Genomic DNA, 24,034 nt, shown 5'->3' with positions numbered 1-24,034 from the left:
ATGCAGCTCAAAACTCTCGTCGCCGCCATTTCCCCCCGCCAAATCATCGGCCCGCTTGATCGCGTCGTGGAAAGCGTCGCGTATGACTCGCGGCGTGTGCAAAGGGATGGGCTTTTCGTCGCATTGCGCGGCGAAAAAAGCGATGGCCATCAATTCATCGAGCAAGCAATCGAAAAGGGCGCATCCGTGATTGTCACGGAGCAGGAGGTGGAACACGCGCATGCCACCTGCGTGGTGGTCGAGAACACGCGGCAGGCGCTCGCCGATCTCGGCGCCGCTTTCTACGATAACCCTGCGCGCCGGCTCAAACTCGCGGCCGTGACCGGCACCAATGGAAAAACGACGACCACTTTCCTGCTCAAACACATCTTCGAAAAAGCGGGCCTGCGCTGCGGCCTGATTGGCACGGTTCGTTATGAAATTGGCGAGCGCGTTTTGCCGGCCGTGCGCACGACTCCTGAATCGCTCGATGTTCAGGAACTGCTCGCGCAGATGGTGAACGCGGGCTGCAAAGCGGCCGCGATGGAAGTTTCATCGCACGCCATCGCGCAGGACCGGGTTCGCGGCCTGGAATGGGACGTGGCGGTCTTCACGAACCTGACCCAGGACCATCTCGATTTTCACGGGACGATGGAAAATTATTTCGAGGCGAAGACGAAGCTCTTCACCGGACTCGCGGAACAGCAGGCCAAAACGAAGGCGCCCGCGATCGTGAATATCGACGATCGCTACGGCGCCCAATTGGCCGACCGGCTCCAGAAACTGACTCCCGTTATCACCTACGGCATGAGTCCTCGCGCCGATTTTCGCGCCTCCAATTATCATGCGGAGTTTGCGGGCACTTCTTATCAGCTCGACGCGCGGGGCAAGAGTTATCTCGTCCGCGTGCCGTTGATCGGCCGATTTAACGTGGCGAATTCGATGGCTGCGCTCGCCGCCGCGAGCAGCATCGGTCTCAGCCTGCGTGACGCTATTCTGAGCCTGAGCCGTTCCCCGCAGGTGCCCGGGCGGCTCGAGGCCGTTCCGGCCAAGCGACAATTTCAGGTTTTTGTCGATTACGCCCACTCCGATGACGCATTGCTCAACGTTCTCAAGACTTTGCGAGAACTCTCGCCCCGCCGTCTTATTCTGGTTTTCGGATGCGGCGGCGATCGCGACAAACAGAAGCGCCCGCTGATGGGCCGGGTGGCGGATCAAAACGCCGATTTCAGCATCATCACCTCGGATAATCCCCGGAAAGAAGATCCGGACGCGATCATCGCCGACGCCGAAAAGGGATTCCGCTCGGGCAATTACGAGAAGGTTCCGGATCGCGCCAGGGCCATCGCGCGCGCGATCGAGCTCGCCCAACCACGCGACATCGTCCTGATCGCGGGCAAAGGGCACGAGGCGTACCAGGAGTTCTCGGACCACACCATTCCTTTTGACGACATCCAGGTGGCCCGCCAGGCCCTGGATAACCATCCACTCACCTTCTGATCATGGATCCTCTTTCGTTAGGCCAGATCGCCAAGTTCGCCGGTGGCTCCTTCGCCGCGGGGAACGCCGACGCCGTCGTCACGAGGGTCAGCACCGACTCGCGAACCTTGCAGCCGGGCGACCTTTTTGTCCCGTTGCGCGGAGAGAACTTCGATGGTCACCGATTCGTCTCGCAAGCCGTGGAACGAGGCGCGGTGGGTGCGATGGTCGAAGAGAATTGGAAAGGCGAAGTGCCGGCAGGATTCGCGCTCATTCGCGTGCCGGACACTCTTGTTGGCTATCAAAACCTGGCCGCAAATTATCGGCAGTCCCTCTCCTTGAAGGTGATCGCGATCACCGGCAGCAACGGCAAAACCAGTACGAAAGATTTTGTAGCCGCCACCCTGGCGAGAAGATTTCGCGTCACAAAAACTGAAGGGAATTTCAACAATCACGTTGGTCTTCCGCAAACCATGCTGGCGGCCATGCGCGAGGACGCGATCGCCGTCTGGGAAATCGGAATGAATCATCCCGGGGAGATTGCGGCCCTGGCGAAACTGGCGGCGCCGGACGTGGCAATCATCACCAATGTCGGTCTCGCCCACATCGAATTCATGGGGAGCCGCGAAGCGATCGCTGCCGAGAAAGGATCGCTGGCCGAGGCAATTGGCGCGGATGGGCTGGTAATTCTGAACGCCGACGATGCGTTCAGCGAACAGATCGCCCAGCGGACTCGAGCTCGGACTGTTCTGGCCGGCATTGAGAAGGGGTCCGTTCGAGCGACTGACATCAGCCAAAGCCCGACCGGAAGCGAATTCACGATTCTGGAAGAAGCGCACCGCTGCCGCGCTCAATTGCCGGTGCCCGGCATGCACATGGTGCAAAATGCCATGCTCGCCATCGCTGCCGGGCGCGCCTTTGGACTCTCGCTCGAAGAATGCGCGGTTGGCCTCGCGTCGACTCCACTCACCAAAGCGCGGCTCCAGATCAGGGAGATCAGCGGGATCCAATTCATTGACGACAGTTACAACGCCAACCCCGATTCGATGAAAGCGGCCTTGCGGACCCTCATCGAACTCGAGGCGGATGGGCGCCGGATCGCTGTGCTCGGAGAGATGGGCGAGCTGGGCGACGAATCGGAGCGGGGCCATCGCGAAGTCGGCGAAGCCGCGGCCGCGCTCGGCGTCGACAGGTTAATCGCAGTCGGAGCCGCGGGGGCGATCATTGCCCAGGCTGCCCAAAGCGCGGGCCTGGGCGAAAGCAGTGCGGTCGATTCACCGCAGGCTGCGGCCGATCTCCTGGGAGAAAACGCGGCCGCCGGCGATTTGATTCTGGTGAAGGGAAGTCGTTCGGCCCGGATGGAGCGAGTGCTGGAAGCGTTCGGAAAACGCAGGTCAACGGCGGGAGTCACGCCATGATGTATTACCTCCATCTCCTGAGCGAGCAGGTCAAAGGCTTCAACGTCTTTAGCTACGTGACCTTTCGCGCCGTCGCGGCGGCGGTCACCGCCTTTGTGCTTTCGCTGGCGTTTGGCAATTTCGTCATTCGAAAACTGATTGCGCTCAAGGTCGGCCAGCCAATTCGGACCGCGGATGAAGTGCATCGCCTGGCGGAATTGCACAGCGCCAAACAGGGGGTGCCCACGATGGGCGGCGTTCTCGTTATCGGTGCGGTTCTTCTCTCGAGTGTGATGTGGGCGCGGCCGGACAACCCGTTTGTCTGGCTCGCCCTCTTCAGCATGGTCTATCTCGGCGCGCTTGGTTTCGTGGATGATTATTTGAAGGTCACCAAGAAGAAATCGGACGGAATCAGCGGCCGCCTGAAATTGGTTTTCCAGCTTGGCCTGGCCGGAATTGTCACGGCTGTTTTCCTGACCAATCCGCTGATCGAAGTGCAGGCGCGGTCGCTTTATCTCCCGTTCTTCAAGATCCCGGTCGTGCCGGACATGGGCTGGTTGACGCTGCTCTTCTTCGCGTTTGTCATCACGGGTTCGTCCAATGCCGTCAACCTGACCGATGGCTTGGACGGTCTTGCCATCGGCTGCACGATCACGGTCGCTTTTGCCTACGCCCTGCTTTCCTATGCCGCGGGAAATTTTCGCATCGCGGAATATCTCCAGGTCCCATTCTATCCCTACACCGGCGAACTCGCGGTGGTCTGCTCGGCGCTGGTCGGAGCGGGTCTCGGTTTCCTCTGGTTTAATTGCCATCCCGCGAAAATGTTTATGGGCGACACCGGCGCGCTCGCGATTGGCGGAGTGATCGGGGTCATCGCCATTTGCTGTAAGCAGGAGCTGCTTCTCGCCGTCGTGGGCGGAGTCTTTGTTCTCGAAGCGGCCTCGGTGATTTTGCAGGTGCTCAGCTTCCGGCTGACCGGCAAACGCCTCTTCGCGATGTCGCCGATTCATCATCATTTCGAATTGCGAGGCTGGAAAGAGAACACCGTCATCGTCCGTTTCTGGATCTTGTCGGCCATTTTCGCGCTCCTTGGTTTAGCCACGTTGAAGCTGAGATAAATTGTGAAGTACCAGGGCAAAAAGGCGGTGGTTTTGGGAGCGGGCCTGAGCGGCACGGCGGCCGCGCTGCTTCTGCGAAGTGAAGGCGCGTCCGTTACTGTCCTGGACAGCGCCGCCGAAGAAACCCTGCTGAAATCGACGATCGAAAACCTGCGCGCCAAAGGAGTGACGGTGCAGTGCGGCCCGCCCGCCGAAACAAACTCGTCACCCTGCGATCTTGTCGTCCTGAGTCCCGGGATCGATCCGGATTCGCCGCTCGCGAAAAATTTTTCGTCCCGGCAAATCGAAATGATCGGCGAGCTCGAATTGGGCTGGCGCTCAGTCGATCTCCCGGTGATCGCCATCACGGGGACGAACGGGAAGACCACCACTACGGAATTACTCGCCCAGATGTTGAACGCGTGCGGCCAGCGCACGATCGCCTGTGGCAACATCGGCAAACCGCTTTGTGAAGTGGCGCTCGAAGATCGCGACCTGGATGTGCTCACCGTCGAGGTAAGCTCCTTTCAGCTCGAAACCATCAGCACGTTTCGGCCTTCCATCAGCATCTGGCTGAATTTCGCGCCCGATCATCTCGACCGTTACAAATCGGTCGCGGAATATCGAGCCGCCAAGCTGCGAATTTTCGACAACCAAACCGCGGATGACGTCGCGGTGATCAATGGGGCCGAGACGTTGCCAAAGATCGCGGCCCGCACGGTGACGTTTAGTGCCTATGCAGATGGCGCAGATTTCCGGCTCGAAGGCGGTTCAATCCTTTACCGAAACGCTCCGGTCCTGCGCATGGTCGACACAAAACTGCGTGGCTCGCACAACATCGAGAATCTGATGGCGACCCTGGCCGCGGGTTTAGCCCGTGGTTTGTCGTTCGAGCAAATGCTGCCGCCCCTCTGGGCCTACGAGCCGCGCCCGCACCGATGCGAGTTCGTCCGTGAAATCAGCGGCGTCGCCTACATAAACGATTCCAAGGCGACGAACCTGGCCGCGGTGGAAAAGGCGCTACTCGCGCAAAGCCGCAAAGTCATCATGATCGCGGGTGGAAAAGACAAGGGATTCACCTTCGAAACCCTCCGGCCGCTGGTCTCGGAAAAAGCGCGCGCCGTTATTCTGATCGGCGAGATGGCGACGCGAATCTGCCAGGACTGGAAGGACACGGTGCCCTGCGAGATCGCGAATTCGCTCGCGGACGCGGTCGAGCGCGCTCACGCCCTGGCCAAACCTGGCGAGGTCGTTCTCTTTTCTCCCGGCACCTCCTCGTTCGACATGTTCAAGAGTTACGCCGATCGCGGCGATCAATTTCGTGCCCTCGTGCACGCGTTGCCCAAGTAAAACCATGAAACTACCCAGTCTTCTTACTCGTAAAACCTTGCGTGCCACGGCCGCGCGCCGATCGCTCGGCGGCCCGGACGAAATGGACTACGAAGAGATGTCCGAGCCGAACATGAAGCTGTCGCGCGCGTTGCTGATCGTGCTCGTTCTTCATGTGGTGGCCGTGGCCGGCATCATTGCTTTCAACACCATCAAAAGCCGGCAAAGCGACGTGCCTCCGGTGGCGACGGCAAAGGTGGTCGCACAGAAACCAGCCGTGCCGGCGGTTTCAGCTCCGGAGACTACTACGAAGACGAAAGACGAATCGCCGAAGGCCGTGGTGAAGGAAGAGCGGAAAGCGATCCCGTTAAAACCAGTCGCCGAAAACACGCCGAAGGCCGAGAGCGCGAAGAAGACTTATGTCGTGGCGAAAGGAGACACGCCGGTCTCCATCGCGAAGAAATTTAAGATCACCTCCAACCAATTGCTCGTGGCGAACAAGATCGAGGACGCCCACAAATTGAAGATTGGCCAGAAACTCGTGATCCCAGAGAAGCCGAAGAAATCAAAGAAAGCCGAATAATGAAACTCCGAGCGAAAATGAAGGCGCTCGTTGCGTCGAAGGATTCTGGCAGGGAAAGGGAGGACTTTTGTCCACGGGTGCCGCCGCCGCCGCGCAACTAGATGCATCGCAAAAGCGCTTATTTTTTATTCCTGGCCGTGCTGGGAATGCTGGTCATCGGCATCGTCATGCTTTTCAGCACGAGCGCTTTTGCCCGGGATAGCCACGGCGACATGTATTTTTTTGTAAAACGCCAGGCGGTCTGGCTGGGCGTGGGATTTGTGGTCTGCGCTGCCGCCGCCCTGGTCGATTATCATTTCTGGCTCCGGACCTGGTGGATTTGGTTCGGGCTCGCGCTGGTTACGCTGGCGTTCTGTTTCGTCCCGCATTTCGGCATGCGAATCAACGGCTCGCGCCGCTGGGTCGCGCTTGGGCCGGCCACCTTTCAGCCTTCCGAGATTGCCAAGATCGCCGTGGTCTTTTTTCTCGCGGCCTGGTTCGCGAACCGGGAAAAAGAGAGTGGACGGGTCGTCCAGGGTTTTCTGGTCCCTTTCGCCATTGTTTCGAGCGCGCTGCTTCTCATCGTGATGGAAGTTGACCTCGGCACGACGGCGCTGATCGGGGCCACGATGTTTGTCATCATGTTTGTCGCGGGCACCCATCCGGCGTTGCTCGGTTTGCTCTCATTGTGTGGCCTTGGGGGAATTCTTTTTGTCGCCACCCACATGTCCGAACGGATGGGCCGGCTGGCTGCCTTCATGGATCCCGAGCGCTTCAAGGATGACGCGGGGTTGCAGCAAATGCAGGCGCTCATTGCCTGGGGGAGCGGCGGAATGGAGGGGCTCGGCCTCGGGAACGGCCGGCAAAAAATGCTCTACCTGCCTTACGCGCACACGGATTTTATCTTTCCGATGATTGGCGAAGAGCTGGGCCTGCGCATGAGCCTGCTCGTCGTCTTCCTGTTCGTCGTGATCATCGTCTGTGGAATGATGATCGCGCTCCACGCCAAGGACCGGTTTGGCTTGCTCCTGGGCTGCGGCGTCGTCTCGCTTCTCGGACTGCAAGCCGCGGTTAATATCGGGGTGACGACGTCGCTTCTGCCCAACAAAGGCTTGCCGCTGCCATTTGTGAGCTATGGCGGGTCGAACCTGGCGGCATGTCTGTTTGGCGTGGGCCTGTTGTTAAACATTTATCGGCAAGGCGTGCTGGAGCCGGCGAAGAAAAAAAGCGCGGTCATCCGCGCGCGAACGACGCCGCGGATATGACAGATTTCAGATTGCAGATTGCAGATTGCAGATTGGTTGCGACCGGCTGCCGTTTTCAATCTGCGATCTACAATCTGCAATCTGCAATCACGCCATGAACACGGTCATCGCATGTGGCGGCACCGGCGGCCATTTGTTCCCGGGCCTGGCTGTCGCGGAAGTGCTGCGCGCGCGCGGGCACGAAGTCATGCTTTTCGTTTCGGAAAAAGAGATCGATTCCCTGGCGCTCTCCGGCCGGCCCGAGTTCCGCGTTCACAAGCTGCCCACAGTAGGTCTGCCGTCGCCCTTTTCTCCCGCGATTCTGGGGTTCGCCCGGCGTTTTGCCGAAAGCCTTAGACTCTGCCGCGGCATTTATCGGAAGTTCAAACCGCACGCCATCCTCGGCATGGGTGGATTTACTTCCACCGCGCCCGTGCTCGCGGGAAAAATGCGCGGCATTCCGACGTTCATTCACGAATCGAACGCGATCCCGGGGAAAGCCAACCGTCTTACGGCCCGAATGGTGCGTGCCGTTCTCCTTGGGTTCAAGGAATGCGCGCCATTCTTCCCCAGCGCCCGCACCGAAGTAACCGGCACTCCGATTCGCAAGGAACTTCAGCCCATGGATCGAAAGCTTGCGCGGGAGCGCCTCGGGTTGCGCGAGGACCTGATCACTCTCCTGGTTATGGGAGGAAGCCAGGGCGCCAGCGGAATCAACCAGGCTGTCATCAAAACGCTCCCTTCCCTCCACGATGTGCCGATCCAGATGATCCATCTTTCCGGCCTGCGCGAAGAGCGCCTCGTGGCCGACAATTATTTGCGGGAAAAGATCCCGGCGCATGTGGCGCCGTTCCATCATTCCATGGAGGAAGTTTACAGTGCCGCGGATTTCGCCCTCGGCCGATCGGGCGCGGCCAGTCTGTCTGAGCTCGCCGCGTTCTCGCTCCCATCGATCCTGATTCCATTTCCCTACGCGGCCGAGGATCACCAGACAAAGAACGCGGAAATTTTCACGCACGCCGGAGCGGCGATCCTCCTTAAGGAGTCCGAACTGACCGCCGAAGCTCTGGCGCATAAGATCCGGGAATTCATCGAGCATCCAAACCTGCTGCGGCGCATGGCGGAGAATTCCGCGCGTCTCGCGCCGAAAAACGCAGCCGCGCTCGTGGTCGAAACGATGGAAAGGTATACGCAACCGAACCATGATGCTCGCCTCTGACATCGATCTTCCGCAAGTGCTGACGCGTGAGCGCCACCGCATCCACCTGATTGGTGTCGCGGGGAGCGGCATGAGCGGGATTGCGGCGCTGTTGCTCGAGCTGGGTCACGAGGTGAGCGGCTCGGATAAGGTGAAGTCGTGGGAAGTTGATCGCTTGCAGCGGCTGGGTCTGCATTTCCGGGCGGAACACCGGGCGGAAGACGCGAAGGAAGCCGATCTGGTGATTTATTCGTCCGCCATCCGGGAATCGAACCCGATCCGCGCGGCGGCTGCGGCCGTGGGACAGCCGCTCGTGCGCCGGGCCGAGGCGCTGGCTGCGATCATGGCCGGAAAGCGCGGCATCGTCGTCGTTGGCATGCACGGCAAGACGACGACTTCTGCGATGGCGGCGCACGTTCTGCGGGAAGGCGGCCTGCATCCGTCGCATTATGTGGGCGCGGAGATTCCGCTTCTCGGTTCGAACGCGCACTGGGATTCGCGCGGCGAATACTTCGTCGCGGAAGGGGACGAGAGCGACGGCACCATTCGTTACTTCAAACCGGAGCACACCCTCGTCCTGAACATCGAAGAAGAGCATCTCGATTTCTATCAAGACCTCGCGGCGATCGAAGCCGTCTTCGGGCAATTGCTCGATCAAACCAGCGGCTCGGTCTTTTATTGTGCGGACGATCCCCACGCGGCCCGAATTTGTGGCGCGCGGCCGCGATCCATCTCCTTCGGATTTTCCGCGCAGGCGGATTACCGGGCGACGGACGTCGACCTGAAGAATTTCGCGTCGGTATTTTCTGTCGTGCGTCGCGGCGAAAAACTGGGCGAAGCGGTCCTGAACGTTCCGGGGCGTCACAATGTGAGCAATGCGCTCGGCGTCATCGCCCTGGCGACCGAGGTTGGAATTCCGTTCCCGAAAGTGGCCACGTCGCTGGGCCATTTTCAGCACGCTCGCCGGCGCTTCGAGATCAAATACCAGAGCGATCGCTTTTTGCTCGTGGACGATTACGCGCATCATCCCACGGAAATTTCCGCGACCCTGGCCACGGCGAAATCGGCCGGTCGCAATCGCGTCCTGACCATGTTTCAACCCCACCGTTTCTCCCGGACCAAGGCCTTGCGCCGGGAATTTGGCGGGGCTTTCGATCAGGCGGACCAGGTGGTCGTGGCCGACGTCTACGCGGCGAGCGAAACCCCGCTCCCGGGAATCAGCGGCCAAACCATCGCGGACGAAATCAGCGCCCACGGACATCGCGGCGTAATTTATCAGCCTCGGCTGGACCGGCTCCATTGGGTCGTCGGAAACATGATCGCGGCGGGCGACCTGGTCCTGAGCATGGGCGCGGGGAATATTCACGAGCAGCTTTCCCTTCTCGCGGCGGACCTTGTGATCGCGGAACGGCTCAAGGCAATTGTCGGGGAGGAAGGCGACGTCCGTCTTTACGAGCCGCTCGCGAAACACACCACGCTGCGGGTCGGCGGTCCCGCGCAATTTTGGGTCGAGCCGCGAACGGAAGCGGCGTTGGCCGATCTGATTCGCCATTGCCGCCGGGAAAATCTGCCGCTGTTTGTCATTGGTCGCGGATCAAACCTGTTGGTGCGCGACGGAGGGATCCGCGGCGTGGTCGTTCACCCGTGCGGCGGCGAATTCGACAGGATCGAAGTGGCCGGCAACGAAATCAGCGCGGGAGTCGGAGCGAAGCTGAAACAAATCGCTTATGCCGGGAAAGCGGCCGGACTCGGCGGCCTGGAATGGATGGAAGGAATTCCGGGAGCGATCGGCGGCGCGCTGCGGATGAACGCCGGCGCAATGGGTTCCCAAACGTTCGAGAGGGTGGTGCGAGTGCGCTATCTCGACGAAGAAGGCAATGCCCATGAGAAAACGCCGGCGGAAATGGATGTGCATTATCGGCATGTTCGATCGCTGGAAAGGAATTACGCGGTCGCGGCCGTCTTCAAAGGGACGCCGGCCCCAGCAGAAGAAATCGAGCGCAAACTGGACGAATCGCAGGAGAAACGCCGGACATCACAGCCGGCCGCGAAAAGCGCCGGGTGCATTTTCAAAAATCCGGCCACGATCCCGGCCGGCAAACTGGTCGACGAGCTTGGCTTGAAGAACACAAGCGTAGGGAAGGCTCGCGTTTCTGAAGTTCACGGCAACTTCATCGTCAACGATGGCGGTGCGACGGCGGACGAGGTTCTCGAGTTAATTTCGAAAATCCAGGCAGTGGCTCGGCAGAAGCGGGGCGTCGAGCTGGAGACCGAAGTGCAAATCGTGGGGGAAGACGCGTGAATCCATGAGCACGCTTCCCAAAAAAATCGCGGTCCTGATGGGTGGCCCGGGCTCGGAGCGCGCCGTTTCCATGGCTACGGGAAAAGGAGTCGCGAAAGCGTTGCGCTCGTTAGGCGCGGAGGTCAGCGAGATCGATGTAAAAGGCGCCGATTTCGAATTGCCCGCGGGAACCGAGCTGGCTTTCATCGCCCTGCACGGAACATTTGGCGAAGACGGTCAGGTCCAGCGAATCCTGGAAGGCCGAAAGATTCCTTACACCGGGGAGGGGGCTTCCGAGAGCGAGATCGCCTTTAACAAGATCCGCTCCAAGGAAGCGTTTCAGCGCGCGGGGGTGGCGACGCCCTACTGGCAGATCATCACCGCGGGACAGCGGCCGACGATTCCCATTCCTTTCGTCATCAAAGCGCCGCGGCAGGGCTCTACCGTGGGAGTGCATATCATTAGAAACGACCGGGATGTCGAGTCGGCGATTGTTGATGCTTCGAAATACGATGACGAACTTCTCGTGGAGAAATTTGTTCCCGGGCGCGAGCTGACGATCGGCATTCTCGGCGACCGGGCGCTGCCGATTCTCGAAATTATTCCCAAAGGCGGCTTTTACGATTTCACGAACAAATATCCCTTTCTCAATCCGAGCGCGGGGGGCGGCGCCGAGCATGTTTGCCCGGCCCAAATCCCGGAGGAGCAAACCCGCACGGTCCAGGACCTCGCTCTGCGGGCCCATCGCGCCCTGGGCCTGGAGGTTTATTCCCGGGTGGACATCATGCTGCCCGACGAGGGCGAGCCGAGCGTCCTCGAGGTGAACACCATTCCCGGAATGACCGAAGCGAGTTTGCTGCCGGAAGCGGCGGCGGCCACTGGAATCAGCTACGTGGAATTGTGCCGGCGGATTATCGAACTTTCTGCCAAACGCGGGACCCGGCGATGAAAGCAAAGAACCAACGTCTTCGCCCGCGAAATCAGCGCGTCTCGAACATGCGCCAGAGGCGGCAACAGCATCTTCTCGACGTCCGGGTTCGTTCGCACAAGGCCACCCAGCATCGCAATCGGCGGGTCCTGGTGGTCGTGTCGAAGGTTCTGCTCGGACTCGCGCTTTGTATCGGAGCGGTCTTCGGAGTCCGGTTTGGAGCGAAGCGGCTCTTTTTCGAGAATCCGGACTACCGGCTCAGCCAGATCGAAGTGCAAACGGACGGGACTTTGCAACGCGATCAAATTCTGAAAGCAGCCGGCTTGCAGGAGGGCGAAAATATTTTCGGGATCGATCTCAGTCAGGTCCACGACCGGCTTCAATTGCTGGCGCAGGTGGATGAAGTGGAGGTCGTCCGGAAGTTGCCCGGCGAAATCGATCTCCGAATCGTCGAGCGCAAACCGATTGCCTGGATTACGTCGGAGAAACAAATTTCCGATCCATTTGCTTCCGAGGTCGCTTTTCTGGTGGACGCGCGCGGAGTTCTGATGAAAGAAAAGAAGTTGTTGCCTGAATATCTCGGCCTGCCGCTGATCACGGGATGCACGAGCGAATCGCTCGAGCCGGGAAAAACCGTCGACTCTTTCGAAGCGAAGGCCGCGCTCGAGCTTTTGCGGCTGAGCATGGGCAGCTTCATGCAGACCCGTTTCCAGATTCGCGAGATCGATATCTCGAAAGGTTATTGCCTTCTCGTTTCGGACAAGAACCACACCCGGGTCACGTTTGGCTTCGATAATCTCGACACGCAGTTGCAGCGCCTGGAACAGTTTCTCGTTTACGCGGACGATTCGAAGCGCGAGCTCGCCACCGTGAATCTTCTCGTGCAGCGAAATATTCCGGTGACTTTTGGCAGGAATTCGATCGAGGTAATCAATGATACGATCGATCCGGAAGGCGCGGAGCCCCGAATTTTGAAGGCGATTCCGGTCCACCCTCTGGCAAAAACGGAGCCGGCGCCGGCTTCTTCCAAGGCAGAAACAAAGAAATCTCCACCAACGGTACGGAAAGCAATTCCTCTTCGAAAGAGCAGAAAGGATTAGACGAAATGGCAAGCAGCGACTTGATGGTTGGTCTCGAAATTGGCACTTCCAAGATTTGCGTCGTCGTGGGCGAAGGCCGCCCGGACGGGACAATCAAGATCCTTGGGGTTGGCCAGGCGCCTTCGCGTGGGGTGCGCAAGGGCGAGATCGTCGATTTCGAGACCGCAATGAAGTGCGTGCATGAGGCGGTCGTCGATGCGGAGACCAAGAGCGACGTGATGATCCGGAGTGTTTACGTCGGCATCGCCGGTTCACATATCCAGAGCTTCAATAATCGCGGCTCCGTTTCGCTTCCGGAGGAACGGGACGAAATCGACGAGCAGGACATCGAGGACGTAAAGATCAACGCCCGGGAGGTAAGCATCCCCGCGCAGAATGCATTTCTTCATTCCATCATCCAGCACTACCACGTCGACGGGCAGGATGGCGTCCTCAATCCGGTCGGCATGCTCGGGCAAAAACTGGAAGCCGATTTCCATATCATCCACGGAGTGCGGACCCGGATTCAGAACACGATCCGGTGCGTCAAAGAGCTGCCGCTCGAAGTCGAGGATGTTGTCTTTACGGCCCTGGCCTCCGCGCAGGTGGTTCTGACCCAGCACCAGAAGAATCTCGGAGCTCTCGTCATCGATATCGGCGGCGGAACGAGCGATTACATTTTGTACGTGGACGGCGCCGTGAAGCAAAGCGGGGTCCTCGCCGTGGGTGGCGATCACATCACCAACGATATTTCCATGGGCCTGCGCATCCCGATGACGCGGGCCGAGAAACTAAAAATCGGGGAAGGCAGCGTGACGCTGGGCAATTGTCTGCCGGGCGAAACCATTCTCTTGAAGGACGATTCCGGATTTGCCGGAAAGGAAATCGAGCGGGAGACGCTCAACACTATTATTCACCTGCGCCTGCGGGAGACCTTCGAGCTGCTGAAGCGCAAGCTCGAGGAGGAGCCGTTTATCAATTACATCGGGGAGGGAATCTTCATCACCGGCGGATGCAGCCACTTGAATGGGATCGATCATCTCGCGGAGGAGATCTTCGAGCTCCCGGCCCGCGTCGCCCACGCCCAGACGATGTCCGGGCTGACGAGTGCGTTCGAGAACCCGCAGTTCTCGGCCGCGATCGGTTTGATCAAATACGCGCAAGCCATGCAGGCCGACGAGCGTCCCACCCGTGGCCTGGGCCGCATTTTTGGGAAATTTTTCCACGGGATGAGATCGTGAAATCAACACGCCTATGATTCAACTCAATCGCAATTACAACCTGCCGGAACGGGCCGAGGAAGACATTCCGATCAAGGTGGTCGGCGTCGGCGGCGCGGGCACGAATGTCCTCGACCGCGTCGTGCTGGATGGTCTCGAGAAGGCCGACCTGATCGCCATCAACACCGATGTGCAATCGCTCGCCAGCTCGGTGGCGGCAACAAAGGTGCAGCTTGGCCGAACGGTGACGCGCGGACTCGGCGCCGGCGGCGACCCGGAGGTTGGTTACAACGCTGCCTTCGAATCAGCGGACGAACTTCGCGCGGCGCTCACCGATGCGCGGATGATTTTCGTTTGTGCCGGCCTCGGCGGCGGGACCGGGTCCGGGGCGGCGCCGGCGGTGGCGCAGGTCGCGCGCGAGAACGGAGCGCTCGTGCTTGGATTCGCGACCTTGCCCTTCGCCTTTGAAGGAAAGCGGCGGCTGGCCCAGGGGAAGGAAGCGCTGGCGAGATTGCGTGAGCACTGCGACGCAGTCATTTGTTTCGAGAACGATCGGCTCGGCGACATGGTCGCGCCGAAAGCGGGGATTCATCAGGCGTTCGCTGCGGCGGACCAGATGATCAGTCAAAGCGTGCGCTCGATCGTGAACCTGATTCAGCGGCCTGGACTTATCCGGATCGGGTTCGACGATTTGATTACGGCGCTCAGGAGCCCAAGCGGCCGCTGCCTGTTTGGGTTCGGCGAATCGGAGTCCGGCAATCGCGCCCACGACGCGCTCACCCAGGCGTTGAAGAACCCCCTCATGGATCGGGGCCGGATGCTCGCGGATGCGTCGCATGTCCTGGTCCAGGTTTCGGGCGGTCCCGCCATGACCCTGACGGAAGTGGAAATCCTGATGCAGGAGCTGGGCAAACATATTAGCGACGACACCCACATCATTTTCGGAACGACGGTCGATTTGCGAATGGGGAATCGGCTCAGTGTGACGTTGATCAGTTCCCTCGCGGGCGAAGAAGAAGAAACGGAGATCGCGCCGCCCGTTGCCAAAAAGCCGGCGAAAATTGCGAAACTGAAAGCGTTGCCGGCGGAACCTGAACCATTCGTCGAGTCTCAGCCACCGATCTGGGAACAACAACAGGAAGCGCCGCCGGTGGTCGAGACCGAGACCGAGCCCGAGCCCGAGCCGGTCGCGGAGCATACGGTCTTTACGCCTGAATTGATCGAAGCGGATCTTACGACTCCAACTTCGGTTGAGCCAATCCAACGCGAGCCCGAGCCGGAACCTGAGCTCGTGGCGGAGCTGCCCGAACCACCGGGAGTCGAAGCGCCCCTGCCGCCGCCCCGGGTAATTCTACCGCGCAAGAAGCCGGCCATCTTCAAGGAACCCCAACCGGCTGCCGAGAAACGGCCGCAAGCTCGCCAGGAAGTCATGCAGTTCGAGCCGGTCACCCGGGGCCGGTTCGAGAAAAGCGAGCCGACCATCGTCGAAGGCCAGGATTTGGATGTGCCGACGTTTCTCCGCAAGAACGTGCGGGTAAAATGAGCCGGAGGAAAGTTGCCCGCGAATTGACGCGAATGGGCGCGAATTAATGGTAGGGACGGCGCGCTGCGCCGTCCGCTCGGAATCATTCCCTCTTCTTTCGCGTCCATTCGCGTGATTCGCGGGCCGTTCTCCCTTAAAGGCCGCTACAGCGCCATCCTGGATAAGCTTTGCAGAGCGTTTCTTTGAAACGCCCCAAGGAGCGGCGGTTTGAAACCGCCGTCTGGACCCGGCCGCGTGAAAACCACGCTGGCGGAAGTTGAGAGTTGAGAATTGAGAGCTCCGCGAGCAGTGCTGTAGCCGCCTCGCTCAGTCGAGGCGTCCCCCGTTCGATATTGGACACAGTTTACCCGCCGCTGGGCCGCAGACGTGCCCCCGGGATGGACATGCCTGATCGAGGAGTTTCGGCTTGCCTGGTTTGGGGGGCAGGCGGGATCATCGCCGTGTGCAGTCCATCACTGCGTTCTCCCCAGCAAACTTCAGAAACAGGCTGCAAAACGTCGCCTTGTTATACGACATTTTGCAGCATAATTCTCGTTAGCCGACTAGCCGCACCCTCAAGTAGCCAGCAGTTAAGTCCATATGGCAACTCACGTCTTTATTTCCTATGTGCGCGGAGATTCCGAACACGTGGATCGCATTACTGAAACACTTAGGGCGGCGGGCGTTGATGTGTGGCTTGATAGAGATTCTATTGCTCCCGGGCTACATTGGCAGGACGCCATCCGCCAAGCTATCCGACAAGGAGCAATTTTCATGGCGTGTTTCTCCAAGCAGTATTGGGATCGTCCAGTAACGTTCATGAACACCGAGCTTGGCTTCGCCATCGGAGAACTGAGTAAGAGACGGCACGATCAATCATGGTTTATTCCCGTTCGCCTTGATGACTGCGAAATTCCTGAACACAGTATCGGCGCCGGAGAGACGCTGACCGACCTTCAACGCGTTGACCTATTCCGGGACTGGGCGGACGGGATGCGCCGGATTTTGGCCACGTTAACCCCATTTGCGCCGGACGAGTTCAATGCGAAAGCAAAATACTGGATTACCGAAGAGCGTCGTATTGATCGGGCGCTTCGCGTTTATGACGAGTGGCATACTCCGCTTGTCCATGAGAGTCGCATTCAGGTGAGCAACTTTTTAGAACTCGTTCAAGAAGGCAAGATTGCTACCCTGCCAACCCTCACCGACTTCGAGCGCTTTCAACGCGAACCCAGCACTTTATCACCGTATGCGGATCACTTCTTCCGTGTAGTCCATTATTTCGAGCGATGGGCTCTAATTTATGCCGACAACCTACTCGACCACTCGCTTGCCGCCCGACTTTTGGGCTCATACACGAGATGGTATGATGAGCGATTACTCAAACCTCTTGCAGTCGGGGAATCAAACCCCGACTTTGTCAAGCTACTTGAAATAATCGGGAAAATGACCTCCTCCGATGAGATTCAACAGCAATCAACCGTCGCCTAACCCCTATGTAGGGAGTCAAGCGTGGATGCGGGATAGGTAGTTTTAATTCATTAAGGTTTGGGTGAGAAGGGTGGCGGTTGATTCTTTGGCGCTCTTCCTCTTCGGTCGGCTCGATGGGATTGGTGTTCCAACGGCTCTCCGATCCGTTGCTTCTCACCGCAGTGAGAGCACCATTTGATCAATGCGATCGGTTGAAGAGGAACTGGAGGCGGCCCAATCTAAGGCGTCAAAGAAGGGCGTTTAGCCTTTTCAGGTTAGGCCACAGGCTCGCCTCACGTTCCCAAAGTGGGATGTCGATTTGGGCTTAGAGTATCGGCTCTTCTGCTGAAGCTTCGCCGCCCAGCAAAGAAACGCTTCCTTCTTAAGCCGCTGCGCCGGCCTCGGGTTGCTCCCGCCCACCTGGCAAACCACCACCTAAAACTCCTGGTGGACTGTCGATTCCAGGCTTGATCAGCGTTTTGCGCGAATTAGACTCCGAGCGGATTCCCTCGTGTGAGGACAACTCAGTGTGCCAACACTTATTCATATTGTCGGGTGTAGGTCCCAGACCCGCACCCGAGAACTCCCAACATGTCATCTAATCGATGGAGCCGACCGCGAGCCGGCATTATGTTTAGTATTGTGATGACTTCCTTACCCTGTCCCGCAGCGACGGGTACCCTCGCTCGCGGCGGCTTATCTTATTCTCGTTAGGCCTTTCGTCCCACGCATGCACGACATTGACGCCGAAGAGGTTTTCCGCTCGCGCTATGATCGTATTTACGAAGAAGCAACCAACTGCTACAACGCGTCTGATCCGGACAACCCGTGCAGAGGGACCTGTCGGTATCTCATAGCCGCGGATACTAACGAGTGGGGGTATCCGCCCGTTATGAGCCTCGGTGGCTGCGACGCGACAGTTGTTTGCTGCGGTGGAGATGACGTTCTCAATTCCACGGTGCACGCCTACTGCTCCGAATGCGCGCAACGAAAGCGAGCCCAGGAAGAGGCTGAATCGCTTGCCCGCCGCGAGGCGGCGGCGCGCGACTTAGCCGCTAAGGAGCAGCACAATCGCACGTTACGCGCATTCTGGATGAGTCTATCGGAACTAGAGTTTGAGTATCACTGCGCAGAAGCTTTTCGTGCGCTTGGCTTCGCCGCGCGCACTACGCCACGCACAAACGATGGGGGTCTTGACGTGATCCTAGAAAAGGACGGCAGACGAGGCGCCGCGCAGTGCAAAGCATGGTTGGCGCCTTCAGGGGTCAAGGAGCTTCGCGAGTTTTGCGGCGCGCTCTACGCCGAAACGATGTCGTTCGGATACTTCATTTCGCGTGGCGGATTCACTCGGCGCGGGAAGCTTCTACTTCCGAACATGTCTCTGATTACGGGCTGGACGTTAGATGACCTCATTACACACTCCCAACGAAAGGTTTAACCATGGATGGAGCGAACGACGGACGTTGCACACTTCACCCACCTTCTGCCACCGCCGTAGACGCGCCGGCACTCCTCACTATTTCTTCATCAGGTCCAGCACGGCGGAGACCATTCCAATCAACCCTGTTTTGATCGTGGGCTCGGGCACGGGCGCGAATTTGCTGGAGTGGAGGCTCGGCAAGGGGGTGCCGCTCTTCTTGCTCTCGGCCGCTTTCGCGGGATCGACTGCGCCGACGTTGAACATGAAAGCCGGGATGGAGTGGTCAGGCAGGCTGTATTCGGAAAAATCTTCGCCCCCCATGGTGGGGTCTTTCGCGACGATGCTGTCGGGGCCGAGCGCCGCCTTCATGACGGCGGACACGCGTTTGGTCAGTTCAGGATTGTTGTAGGTAGCGGGCGTGTATTGATCTTTTTCCACACTTACGATCGGCGCGAGGTCGGCCGGGATACCGGCGGTGGCGGCGACTCCTTTCGCGATCCGCTCGATCGCGGCCAGAACCCGGTCCCGCACTTCCTGTTTATAGGTGCGGACGGTCAATTGCATCTTCACCTCGTTGGAAATTATATTGTGCTTCGTGCCGCCATGAATCGAGCCGACGGTGATCACGATGGGGTCAATCGGATTGTTCTCGCGGCTGGCGATCGTTTGCCACGCCGTGATCATTTCCGCGGCGAGCACCACCGGGTCCTTCGTTTTGTGCGGGTAAGCGCCGTGACCGCCCACGCCGCGCACGGTTACGTCAACGGAATCGACATTCGCGTAGCAGTAACCTTCCGTGACGCCGATCTGTCCCGTCGCGATCTCCGCGTCATCGTGCAGGCCGAGGACGTAAGCCGGTTTCGGCCACCGTGTGTAAAGCCCGTCCTTCAATAAGGCCCGGGCGCCGCCGACCGTTTCCTCCGCCGGTTGGCCGATCATAACCAGCGTGCCTTTCCATTTGTCCTTCAGTTTTGCCAGGGCGCGCGCCGTCCCGATGAAGGTCGACATGTGAATGTCGTGGCCGCACGCGTGCATCACACCGACTTCCTGTCCGGCGTCGTTCTTCGTCGTGACGGTGCTCGCGTAGGGAACGCCCGTTTCTTCCTTGACGGGCAGCGCATCCAGGTCGGTCCGGATCGCGACCGTCGGGCCGTCTCCGTTTTTCATTATCCCAACCACGCCGAAACAGGTCAGGCCCGGCTTGTCGTATTTGCCGACGCGCTCGGTGACCTCGTAGCCGGCCGCTTTGAGTTCCTTCGCCACGATCGCGGCCGAGCGTTCCTCATGCGTCGAAAGCTCCGGGTGCGTATGCAAGTCCTTGTAGATCGTGAGCAAAGACGGCAACTCGGCGTCGGCGATGGCCTGGGGAGTCTGTTGCGCGAAAATCGGAGCGGCGGCCAGCGACAAGACGATGGAAAGAAAACGAATCTTCATCCGCCACGTATAACAGAGCTGCGCTGAAAAAGCATAGGTTGAATCTCTTCCCTTCGAAATCGTGCTCGTGCTCCTGGTAGTGATCGAAATCGTGGCAGCCGAGCACGAGCATGAGCACGATTACGAAAGACAATGCAGCTTCGCTTTGGATGACAAACGCGCGGATCTCGCGGAACCTTTGAGTTCATGGCGTTCGAAGAAAACACGCTCCTTTTCGGTTCCGACCCGACCCAACGGATCGTGGCCATCGAGCTGGGCGAGACGGGCACGGTGAAGGTTTACCGACGCGAGAAGGATGGGTCGATCGCGAGCGATCTCGAGCCGTTTCATCCCTTCGTCTGGTGCGATTCCGACGTCGCCGACCTGAATATCGAGGCGGAGAAACTGGCGGGCGACTTGCGCTACGGTTGGCGGATCAGCGTCAACAGCTGGAAGGAATTGATTGCGCTGCGCAATGGACTGAAGAGCGCCGGACGCAGCTTTTTCGCGTTGAGCGACCCTGTGCAGCATTACCTCACGCATACCGGCCGGACGCTTTTCAAGGGCCTGGCGTTTGAGGAACTTCGCCGGCTCCAGCTCGAAGTCCTGGCGCTCGAAGCCGGCGACGATTCCCGTCTGATGAGCATTGCGCTTTCGGACAACACCGGCTGGGAAGAGCTGATCGTCGTCGATCCGGCGGAGGAGGAATCGGAACGGGCCGCGCTCAAACGCCTGACGGCGTTGATCAAGGAGCGCGATCCCGACGTGATAGAAGGCCATAATCTCTTTCGCTCCGACCTGCCGCTGCTGGTCGCTCGCGCGCGCAAGGCGAAGGTGAAACTGGATTGGGGCCGCAGCGGCGGTTTTCTCCGCTCACGTCCGTCGCGCCTCCAGATCGCGGAGAAGACGATTGATTACCCGAAGTTCGCCGTCGATGGCCGGCATTTCGTCGACACGTTTCTGCTCGCGCAATTCTATGATGTCGGCATGCGGAGCCTCTCCGGCTTCGAGCGGATCGATGTCGCGCAGCATTTCGGGCTTTGCGATTCGGCGGACGTTTCGTCGCTGACGGGGAAAGAGCTCGAGCGTGAATATCTCGCCGGCAGCGAACGATTCCGGAAACGGGCTGTGTGCGCCGTGCGCGAAACACGGGCCGTCGCCGATTTGCTCAGCCCCAGCTATTTCATCCAAGCGCAAATTTTTCCCTACAATTACCAGGACGTGATCGTGCGCGGGAACGCCACCCGGATCAACGCGCTCTTCCTCCGGGAATATTACCGGCAGCGCCATTCCATTCCGGAGATGCCGATGGTGCGCGGCTTCGAAGGCGGCTACACGGCGATCTTTTTTACGGGCGTGGCGCGCAACGTCTGGCATTGCGACATCGCGTCGCTTTACCCGTCGATCATGCTCCAGTTCGATTGCTGGCCGGCGACCGACCAGCTCCAGATCTTTCGCCATTTGCTCACCGACCTGCGCACCTTCCGCTTGGAAGCAAAAGCCAGCATGCGCGCGGCGAAAGAGCGGCCGCAACAGCAGTATTTCCACGCCCTGCAGAACACCTTCAAAATCCTGATCAACAGTTTCTACGGCTACCTCGGTTTCGCCCAGGGCCACTTCGCGGATTTCGACGCGGCGGCGCGCGTCACCCAGATCGGCCGCGAGCTTTTACAGAAAATGATCGATTGGCTGACTGCCCGCGGCGCGCAGGTGATCGAAGTCGACACGGACGGCATCTATTTCGTCCCGCCGGATTCTGTAGCCGCGTCCCTGCGGGACGCGCCGGGGATCAGCTCCGAAGCCGATGCCGCCCACAGGGCGGCGGCTACAGAAGCGCTCCGAAGTGCCCTCGCCAAAGAATTGCCGCCCGGGATCGAAGTCGAATTCGATGAGCAATTCGAGGCGATGTTCAGTTACAAGGCGAAGAACTACGCGCTGTTGACCCGTGAGGGCGAGGTCGTCATCAAGGGCGGCGCGCTCAAGTCGCGCGGGCTCGAGAAATTTCAGCGCGTATTTCTCGAGGAAATGATCAAGCTGCTGATGGAAGGCAAGCCGGAAGGGATCCCGCAGTTACGAGAAGAGTTCGAGCAGAAGATTCGGGGTGGGGCATGGAACATCGACATGCTGATGAAAACCGACACCCTTCAGGATTCGCTCGATAAATACCGCGCCAAGATCGGCGCCGGCGGGCGCAACCGCGCTGCCGCCTATGAGTTGGCGCTGGCCAGCGATCGAGTTTACAAGCCGGGCGAACAGATCAGCTATTACATTAAGGCCACGCCCAAGAAAGTTGCCGCCTACGAAGCCGCAAAGCTCGCGACCGATTTCGATCCGAAGAACCGCGATGAAAACGTGGATTATTACGTCGCGAAGCTGGACGAGCTGGTGAAGAAATTCGGAGGAATCGCGACAGAAAGGAAGGCGCCGCAACAGGAAAGTCTCGGGTTGTAAGCCGGCAGGAGGTAGCAGGGGCCTCGCGATGAGGACCTATTCGACCGGAACCGTCTTTGCCTTCAGATCGAGAACATCACCTGTTGTCGCATCCACGGAAGCCTCGATGTAGCGGAGAGAATTCGAAAATTGGCGCAGAACGATTCTCCAGGATGGAGTTAAGACAGACGTGCGCTTCTGGGTGAAGGTTGGCCGGAGTGTCACACCCCCGAAAGGCGCAAATTGAAGCTGGTTTGTTGAGGCAGACCAGTCGTCGAGGGACAAATCCGGGTAGCGCAACAGGGCTGTTTTAACCGCTATCTTCGCCGCTTGGTTATCGGAAACCGGCAAGCCGTCACGCACAGCCTGCAAAGCTGCGTCAATTTCGGCGGACGGCGCATAGCTGCTCCAATAGAAGTTGTAATTTCCGTTCGCGTATCTTTGCACCCGCCAAAACCGCGGCAGCGAAATCTCCCGCCCTTCGAGGTTCGCTATCCACCACATTTCCATGGAGTCGACAGTCATCTGAGCGTTTGCGGGGTCCGGAGGAGGAGGAGGGTTGTGAGAGCTGCTAAATTTCTGGCCGTAAGCTCTCGGTTCCACGCCGAGAACCTTATCGAGGGTGCTGATCCCGAAGCGCTTCCACGCCTCCTCATCCCGCATGCCGGGTTCATCTCCGGCAGGTCGCAGGATCATTAGCGCGGTGGTGAGCCGTGATGGCGAGTCGCCGTATTCAAATGTGAAAGTAAATGCCGGCACGCGATCGTGCGCCGAGTCGACATAGTTCGCGAAGCCGGCGCCAGTTCGCCAGCCGTCTTGCCCGAAGACAAGGTGGCGGGCGCAATCCTTGAGATCGGGGCGAATCGCGGCAATCGCCGCCGCGATTTTTCCGCGAATGTTTGCACAGGCAGCCTGAAACGTTTTTTCATCCGCGCGAGCACGAGCCACCGCGGCCTTATACTCTGGCCAGGACCTGACCGCTTCAGCCATCTCGCAGTCGCCGGTCGCAGGCAGAGCGCAAGGCTGCGGCGAGACCCAGGAAGACGTGGTTCGCCTGGTTCGATCCGCAATACCGACTGACACGAACCGTTTTGCGGGCTCAGCCATCGTCTCGAGCTCGAGATGCCATCCGAGTTGATTGCGTGAGACGCGCCGAAACGACGCTCCTGATATGTCTGCGGGGCAGTCACGAATTTCGCCCGTATCGATTTGCTGAAGCGCGGCCGCCATTGCCTCTCGTCTCGTCAACCAGCCTGAAGCGACCGCTGGTTTGTCCGACGTGAGCTTCTGCCATTTTTCGAACGGCACGCCCGTTTTGACAAAGATTTCTCTCGGCAACCACTGGCCGGATTTTGGTTCGGCCTCGAACGCAACACTCGTGGTGGTGAGGTCGCTATCGACGGAACCGTCCGGTCCGTGCCATTCCCACGACCGCCGAAGCAGTTGCCTGGGTTCGTTCGCCGGCGTCCCACCCCAAAGAAGCGCAAGCACGTTTCGGGCGTCGGTTAGTTTTGCTTCGCTTGCGATCCCAAATGACGTGTTCGAATTCGCGACGATATGAATTCGTAATTTGCCGATCACGTCGAGCAACGCCAACGCGCGGCCATCCACGCCGTCGATCTGCCAGCAGGCGAGCATCAGGTTTCGCTCCTTCTCGTATCGAAGCGACAAATCGCGAGGGATGCCGCGTGCCCCAGGTTCAAACCTCGTAAGCTTGCCGATGAGCTTGGGCAGGTTTTGCCGGAGGCGTTGCTCGGTCTCGTCCCGCAAAGGAAAGAGGTCCGGGCGCGTCTCCGCTGGGTCGCCAGGCTCGATCGAGTCAAAGCCAGCGGATTGCCGGATTTGGGCAACTGTCATTTCAGCCGTCGCCGGCTGTGCAATCGCGTGGTGACCGAGTAAAGCGCAGCAAAGATAGGGCAGAAGTCGAGGGAGCATGACTTTCGGTTTGCACACCGGGAAGCACATCGTATTCCCCTCGGCAACCCG

17 protein-coding genes are annotated in these 24,034 nt (G+C 59.3%); 15 read left to right on the top strand and 2 right to left on the bottom strand.

The features are described 5' to 3' along the window. The 14 genes from VJU77_19285 (at position 1) to VJU77_19220 (ending at position 18,223) form a co-directional block, all read left to right on the top strand. On the top strand, positions 1-1,479 hold the full coding sequence (locus tag VJU77_19285; protein ID HKP05502.1) for a UDP-N-acetylmuramoyl-L-alanyl-D-glutamate--2,6-diaminopimelate ligase: 1,479 nt from the start codon (positions 1-3) through the stop codon (positions 1,477-1,479). 2 nt (positions 1,480-1,481) lie between these two features. Beyond that, a complete protein-coding gene (murF, locus tag VJU77_19280) occupies positions 1,482-2,876 on the top strand; it encodes a UDP-N-acetylmuramoyl-tripeptide--D-alanyl-D-alanine ligase (GenBank protein ID HKP05501.1) in 1,395 nt (464 codons plus the stop codon). Further along, positions 2,873-3,973: a phospho-N-acetylmuramoyl-pentapeptide-transferase gene (mraY, locus tag VJU77_19275; protein ID HKP05500.1), complete on the top strand. Its 1,101-nt coding sequence runs from the start codon at positions 2,873-2,875 to the stop codon at positions 3,971-3,973. The genes murF and mraY overlap by 4 nt, the downstream gene beginning before the upstream one ends. 3 nt (positions 3,974-3,976) lie before the next feature. Then, positions 3,977-5,302, top strand: coding sequence for a UDP-N-acetylmuramoyl-L-alanine--D-glutamate ligase (gene murD, locus VJU77_19270; GenBank protein HKP05499.1), 1,326 nt, complete (start codon positions 3,977-3,979; stop codon positions 5,300-5,302). Positions 5,303-5,306: 4 nt separating this feature from the next. Beyond that, a complete protein-coding gene (locus VJU77_19265; GenBank protein HKP05498.1) occupies positions 5,307-5,864 on the top strand; it encodes a LysM peptidoglycan-binding domain-containing protein in 558 nt (185 codons plus the stop codon). A gap of 101 nt (positions 5,865-5,965) precedes the next feature. Continuing rightward, positions 5,966-7,108 carry a putative lipid II flippase FtsW gene (gene ftsW / locus VJU77_19260; protein ID HKP05497.1) on the top strand — a complete coding sequence of 381 codons (1,143 nt, stop codon included), beginning with the start codon at positions 5,966-5,968 and terminating at the stop codon, positions 7,106-7,108. Positions 7,109-7,202: 94 nt separating this feature from the next. Beyond that, entirely contained in the window at positions 7,203-8,306 is a 1,104-nt protein-coding gene (murG, locus tag VJU77_19255; protein HKP05496.1) for an undecaprenyldiphospho-muramoylpentapeptide beta-N-acetylglucosaminyltransferase, read from the top strand. Further along, positions 8,290-10,587 carry a UDP-N-acetylmuramate--L-alanine ligase gene (murC, locus tag VJU77_19250; GenBank protein ID HKP05495.1) on the top strand — a complete coding sequence of 766 codons (2,298 nt, stop codon included), beginning with the start codon at positions 8,290-8,292 and terminating at the stop codon, positions 10,585-10,587. Before murG ends, murC begins: the two co-directional genes overlap by 17 nt. 4 nt (positions 10,588-10,591) lie before the next feature. After that, entirely contained in the window at positions 10,592-11,515 is a 924-nt protein-coding gene (locus VJU77_19245; protein HKP05494.1) for a D-alanine--D-alanine ligase, read from the top strand. Next, positions 11,512-12,594: an FtsQ-type POTRA domain-containing protein gene (locus VJU77_19240; GenBank protein HKP05493.1), complete on the top strand. Its 1,083-nt coding sequence runs from the start codon at positions 11,512-11,514 to the stop codon at positions 12,592-12,594. Before VJU77_19245 ends, VJU77_19240 begins: the two co-directional genes overlap by 4 nt. Before the next feature lie 5 nt (positions 12,595-12,599). Then, positions 12,600-13,814 (top strand): cell division protein FtsA, encoded by a 1,215-nt coding sequence (ftsA, locus tag VJU77_19235; protein ID HKP05492.1) that lies wholly within the window; start codon positions 12,600-12,602, stop codon positions 13,812-13,814. A 13-nt stretch (positions 13,815-13,827) separates the two neighbouring features. Continuing rightward, on the top strand, positions 13,828-15,336 hold the full coding sequence (ftsZ, locus tag VJU77_19230; GenBank protein ID HKP05491.1) for a cell division protein FtsZ: 1,509 nt from the start codon (positions 13,828-13,830) through the stop codon (positions 15,334-15,336). 579 nt (positions 15,337-15,915) lie between these two features. Continuing rightward, entirely contained in the window at positions 15,916-16,806 is an 891-nt protein-coding gene (locus tag VJU77_19225) for a toll/interleukin-1 receptor domain-containing protein (GenBank protein HKP05490.1), read from the top strand. Between the two features lie 709 nt (positions 16,807-17,515). Next, positions 17,516-18,223 carry a restriction endonuclease gene (locus VJU77_19220; protein HKP05489.1) on the top strand — a complete coding sequence of 236 codons (708 nt, stop codon included), beginning with the start codon at positions 17,516-17,518 and terminating at the stop codon, positions 18,221-18,223. A 78-nt stretch (positions 18,224-18,301) separates the two neighbouring features. Here VJU77_19220 and VJU77_19215 read toward each other — a convergent pair whose 3' ends face one another. Continuing rightward, entirely contained in the window at positions 18,302-19,639 is a 1,338-nt protein-coding gene (locus tag VJU77_19215) for an amidohydrolase (GenBank protein ID HKP05488.1), read from the bottom strand. Positions 19,640-19,825: 186 nt separating this feature from the next. Between VJU77_19215 and VJU77_19210 the strand changes: the two genes are divergently transcribed. Further along, positions 19,826-22,069: a DNA polymerase domain-containing protein gene (locus VJU77_19210; protein HKP05487.1), complete on the top strand. Its 2,244-nt coding sequence runs from the start codon at positions 19,826-19,828 to the stop codon at positions 22,067-22,069. Between the two features lie 36 nt (positions 22,070-22,105). Here VJU77_19210 and VJU77_19205 read toward each other — a convergent pair whose 3' ends face one another. Next, positions 22,106-23,983 (bottom strand): hypothetical protein, encoded by a 1,878-nt coding sequence (locus VJU77_19205; protein ID HKP05486.1) that lies wholly within the window; start codon positions 23,981-23,983, stop codon positions 22,106-22,108. Positions 23,984-24,034: the final 51 nt, after the last annotated feature.

It is taken from the genome of Chthoniobacterales bacterium, assembly GCA_035274845.1.
Lineage (GTDB): Bacteria > Verrucomicrobiota > Verrucomicrobiia > Chthoniobacterales > UBA10450 > AV80.
Note: the sequence above shows the minus strand (reverse complement) of the source record. Positions and strands in the feature narration are given on the sequence as shown.

Bases quoted from the DNA above. Each gene is read 5' to 3' on its own strand.
- VJU77_19265 (HKP05498.1), top strand. From the start codon at position 5,307: ATGAAACTACCCAGTCTTCTTACTCGTAAAACCTTGCGTGCCACGGCC.
- murF (HKP05501.1), top strand. From the start codon at position 1,482: ATGGATCCTCTTTCGTTAGGCCAGATCGCCAAGTTCGCCGGTGGCTCC.
- murG (HKP05496.1), top strand. From the start codon at position 7,203: ATGAACACGGTCATCGCATGTGGCGGCACCGGCGGCCATTTGTTCCCG.
- VJU77_19225 (HKP05490.1), top strand. From the start codon at position 15,916: ATGGCAACTCACGTCTTTATTTCCTATGTGCGCGGAGATTCCGAACAC.
- VJU77_19245 (HKP05494.1), top strand. From the start codon at position 10,592: ATGAGCACGCTTCCCAAAAAAATCGCGGTCCTGATGGGTGGCCCGGGC.
- VJU77_19210 (HKP05487.1), top strand. From the start codon at position 19,826: ATGGCGTTCGAAGAAAACACGCTCCTTTTCGGTTCCGACCCGACCCAA.
- VJU77_19285 (HKP05502.1), top strand. From the start codon at position 1: ATGCAGCTCAAAACTCTCGTCGCCGCCATTTCCCCCCGCCAAATCATC.
- VJU77_19220 (HKP05489.1), top strand. From the start codon at position 17,516: ATGCACGACATTGACGCCGAAGAGGTTTTCCGCTCGCGCTATGATCGT.
- VJU77_19215 (HKP05488.1), bottom strand. From the start codon at position 19,639: ATGAAGATTCGTTTTCTTTCCATCGTCTTGTCGCTGGCCGCCGCTCCG.
- ftsZ (HKP05491.1), top strand. From the start codon at position 13,828: ATGATTCAACTCAATCGCAATTACAACCTGCCGGAACGGGCCGAGGAA.
- ftsA (HKP05492.1), top strand. From the start codon at position 12,600: ATGGCAAGCAGCGACTTGATGGTTGGTCTCGAAATTGGCACTTCCAAG.
- VJU77_19205 (HKP05486.1), bottom strand. From the start codon at position 23,983: ATGCTCCCTCGACTTCTGCCCTATCTTTGCTGCGCTTTACTCGGTCAC.
- VJU77_19240 (HKP05493.1), top strand. From the start codon at position 11,512: ATGAAAGCAAAGAACCAACGTCTTCGCCCGCGAAATCAGCGCGTCTCG.
- ftsW (HKP05497.1), top strand. From the start codon at position 5,966: ATGCATCGCAAAAGCGCTTATTTTTTATTCCTGGCCGTGCTGGGAATG.
- mraY (HKP05500.1), top strand. From the start codon at position 2,873: ATGATGTATTACCTCCATCTCCTGAGCGAGCAGGTCAAAGGCTTCAAC.
- murC (HKP05495.1), top strand. From the start codon at position 8,290: ATGATGCTCGCCTCTGACATCGATCTTCCGCAAGTGCTGACGCGTGAG.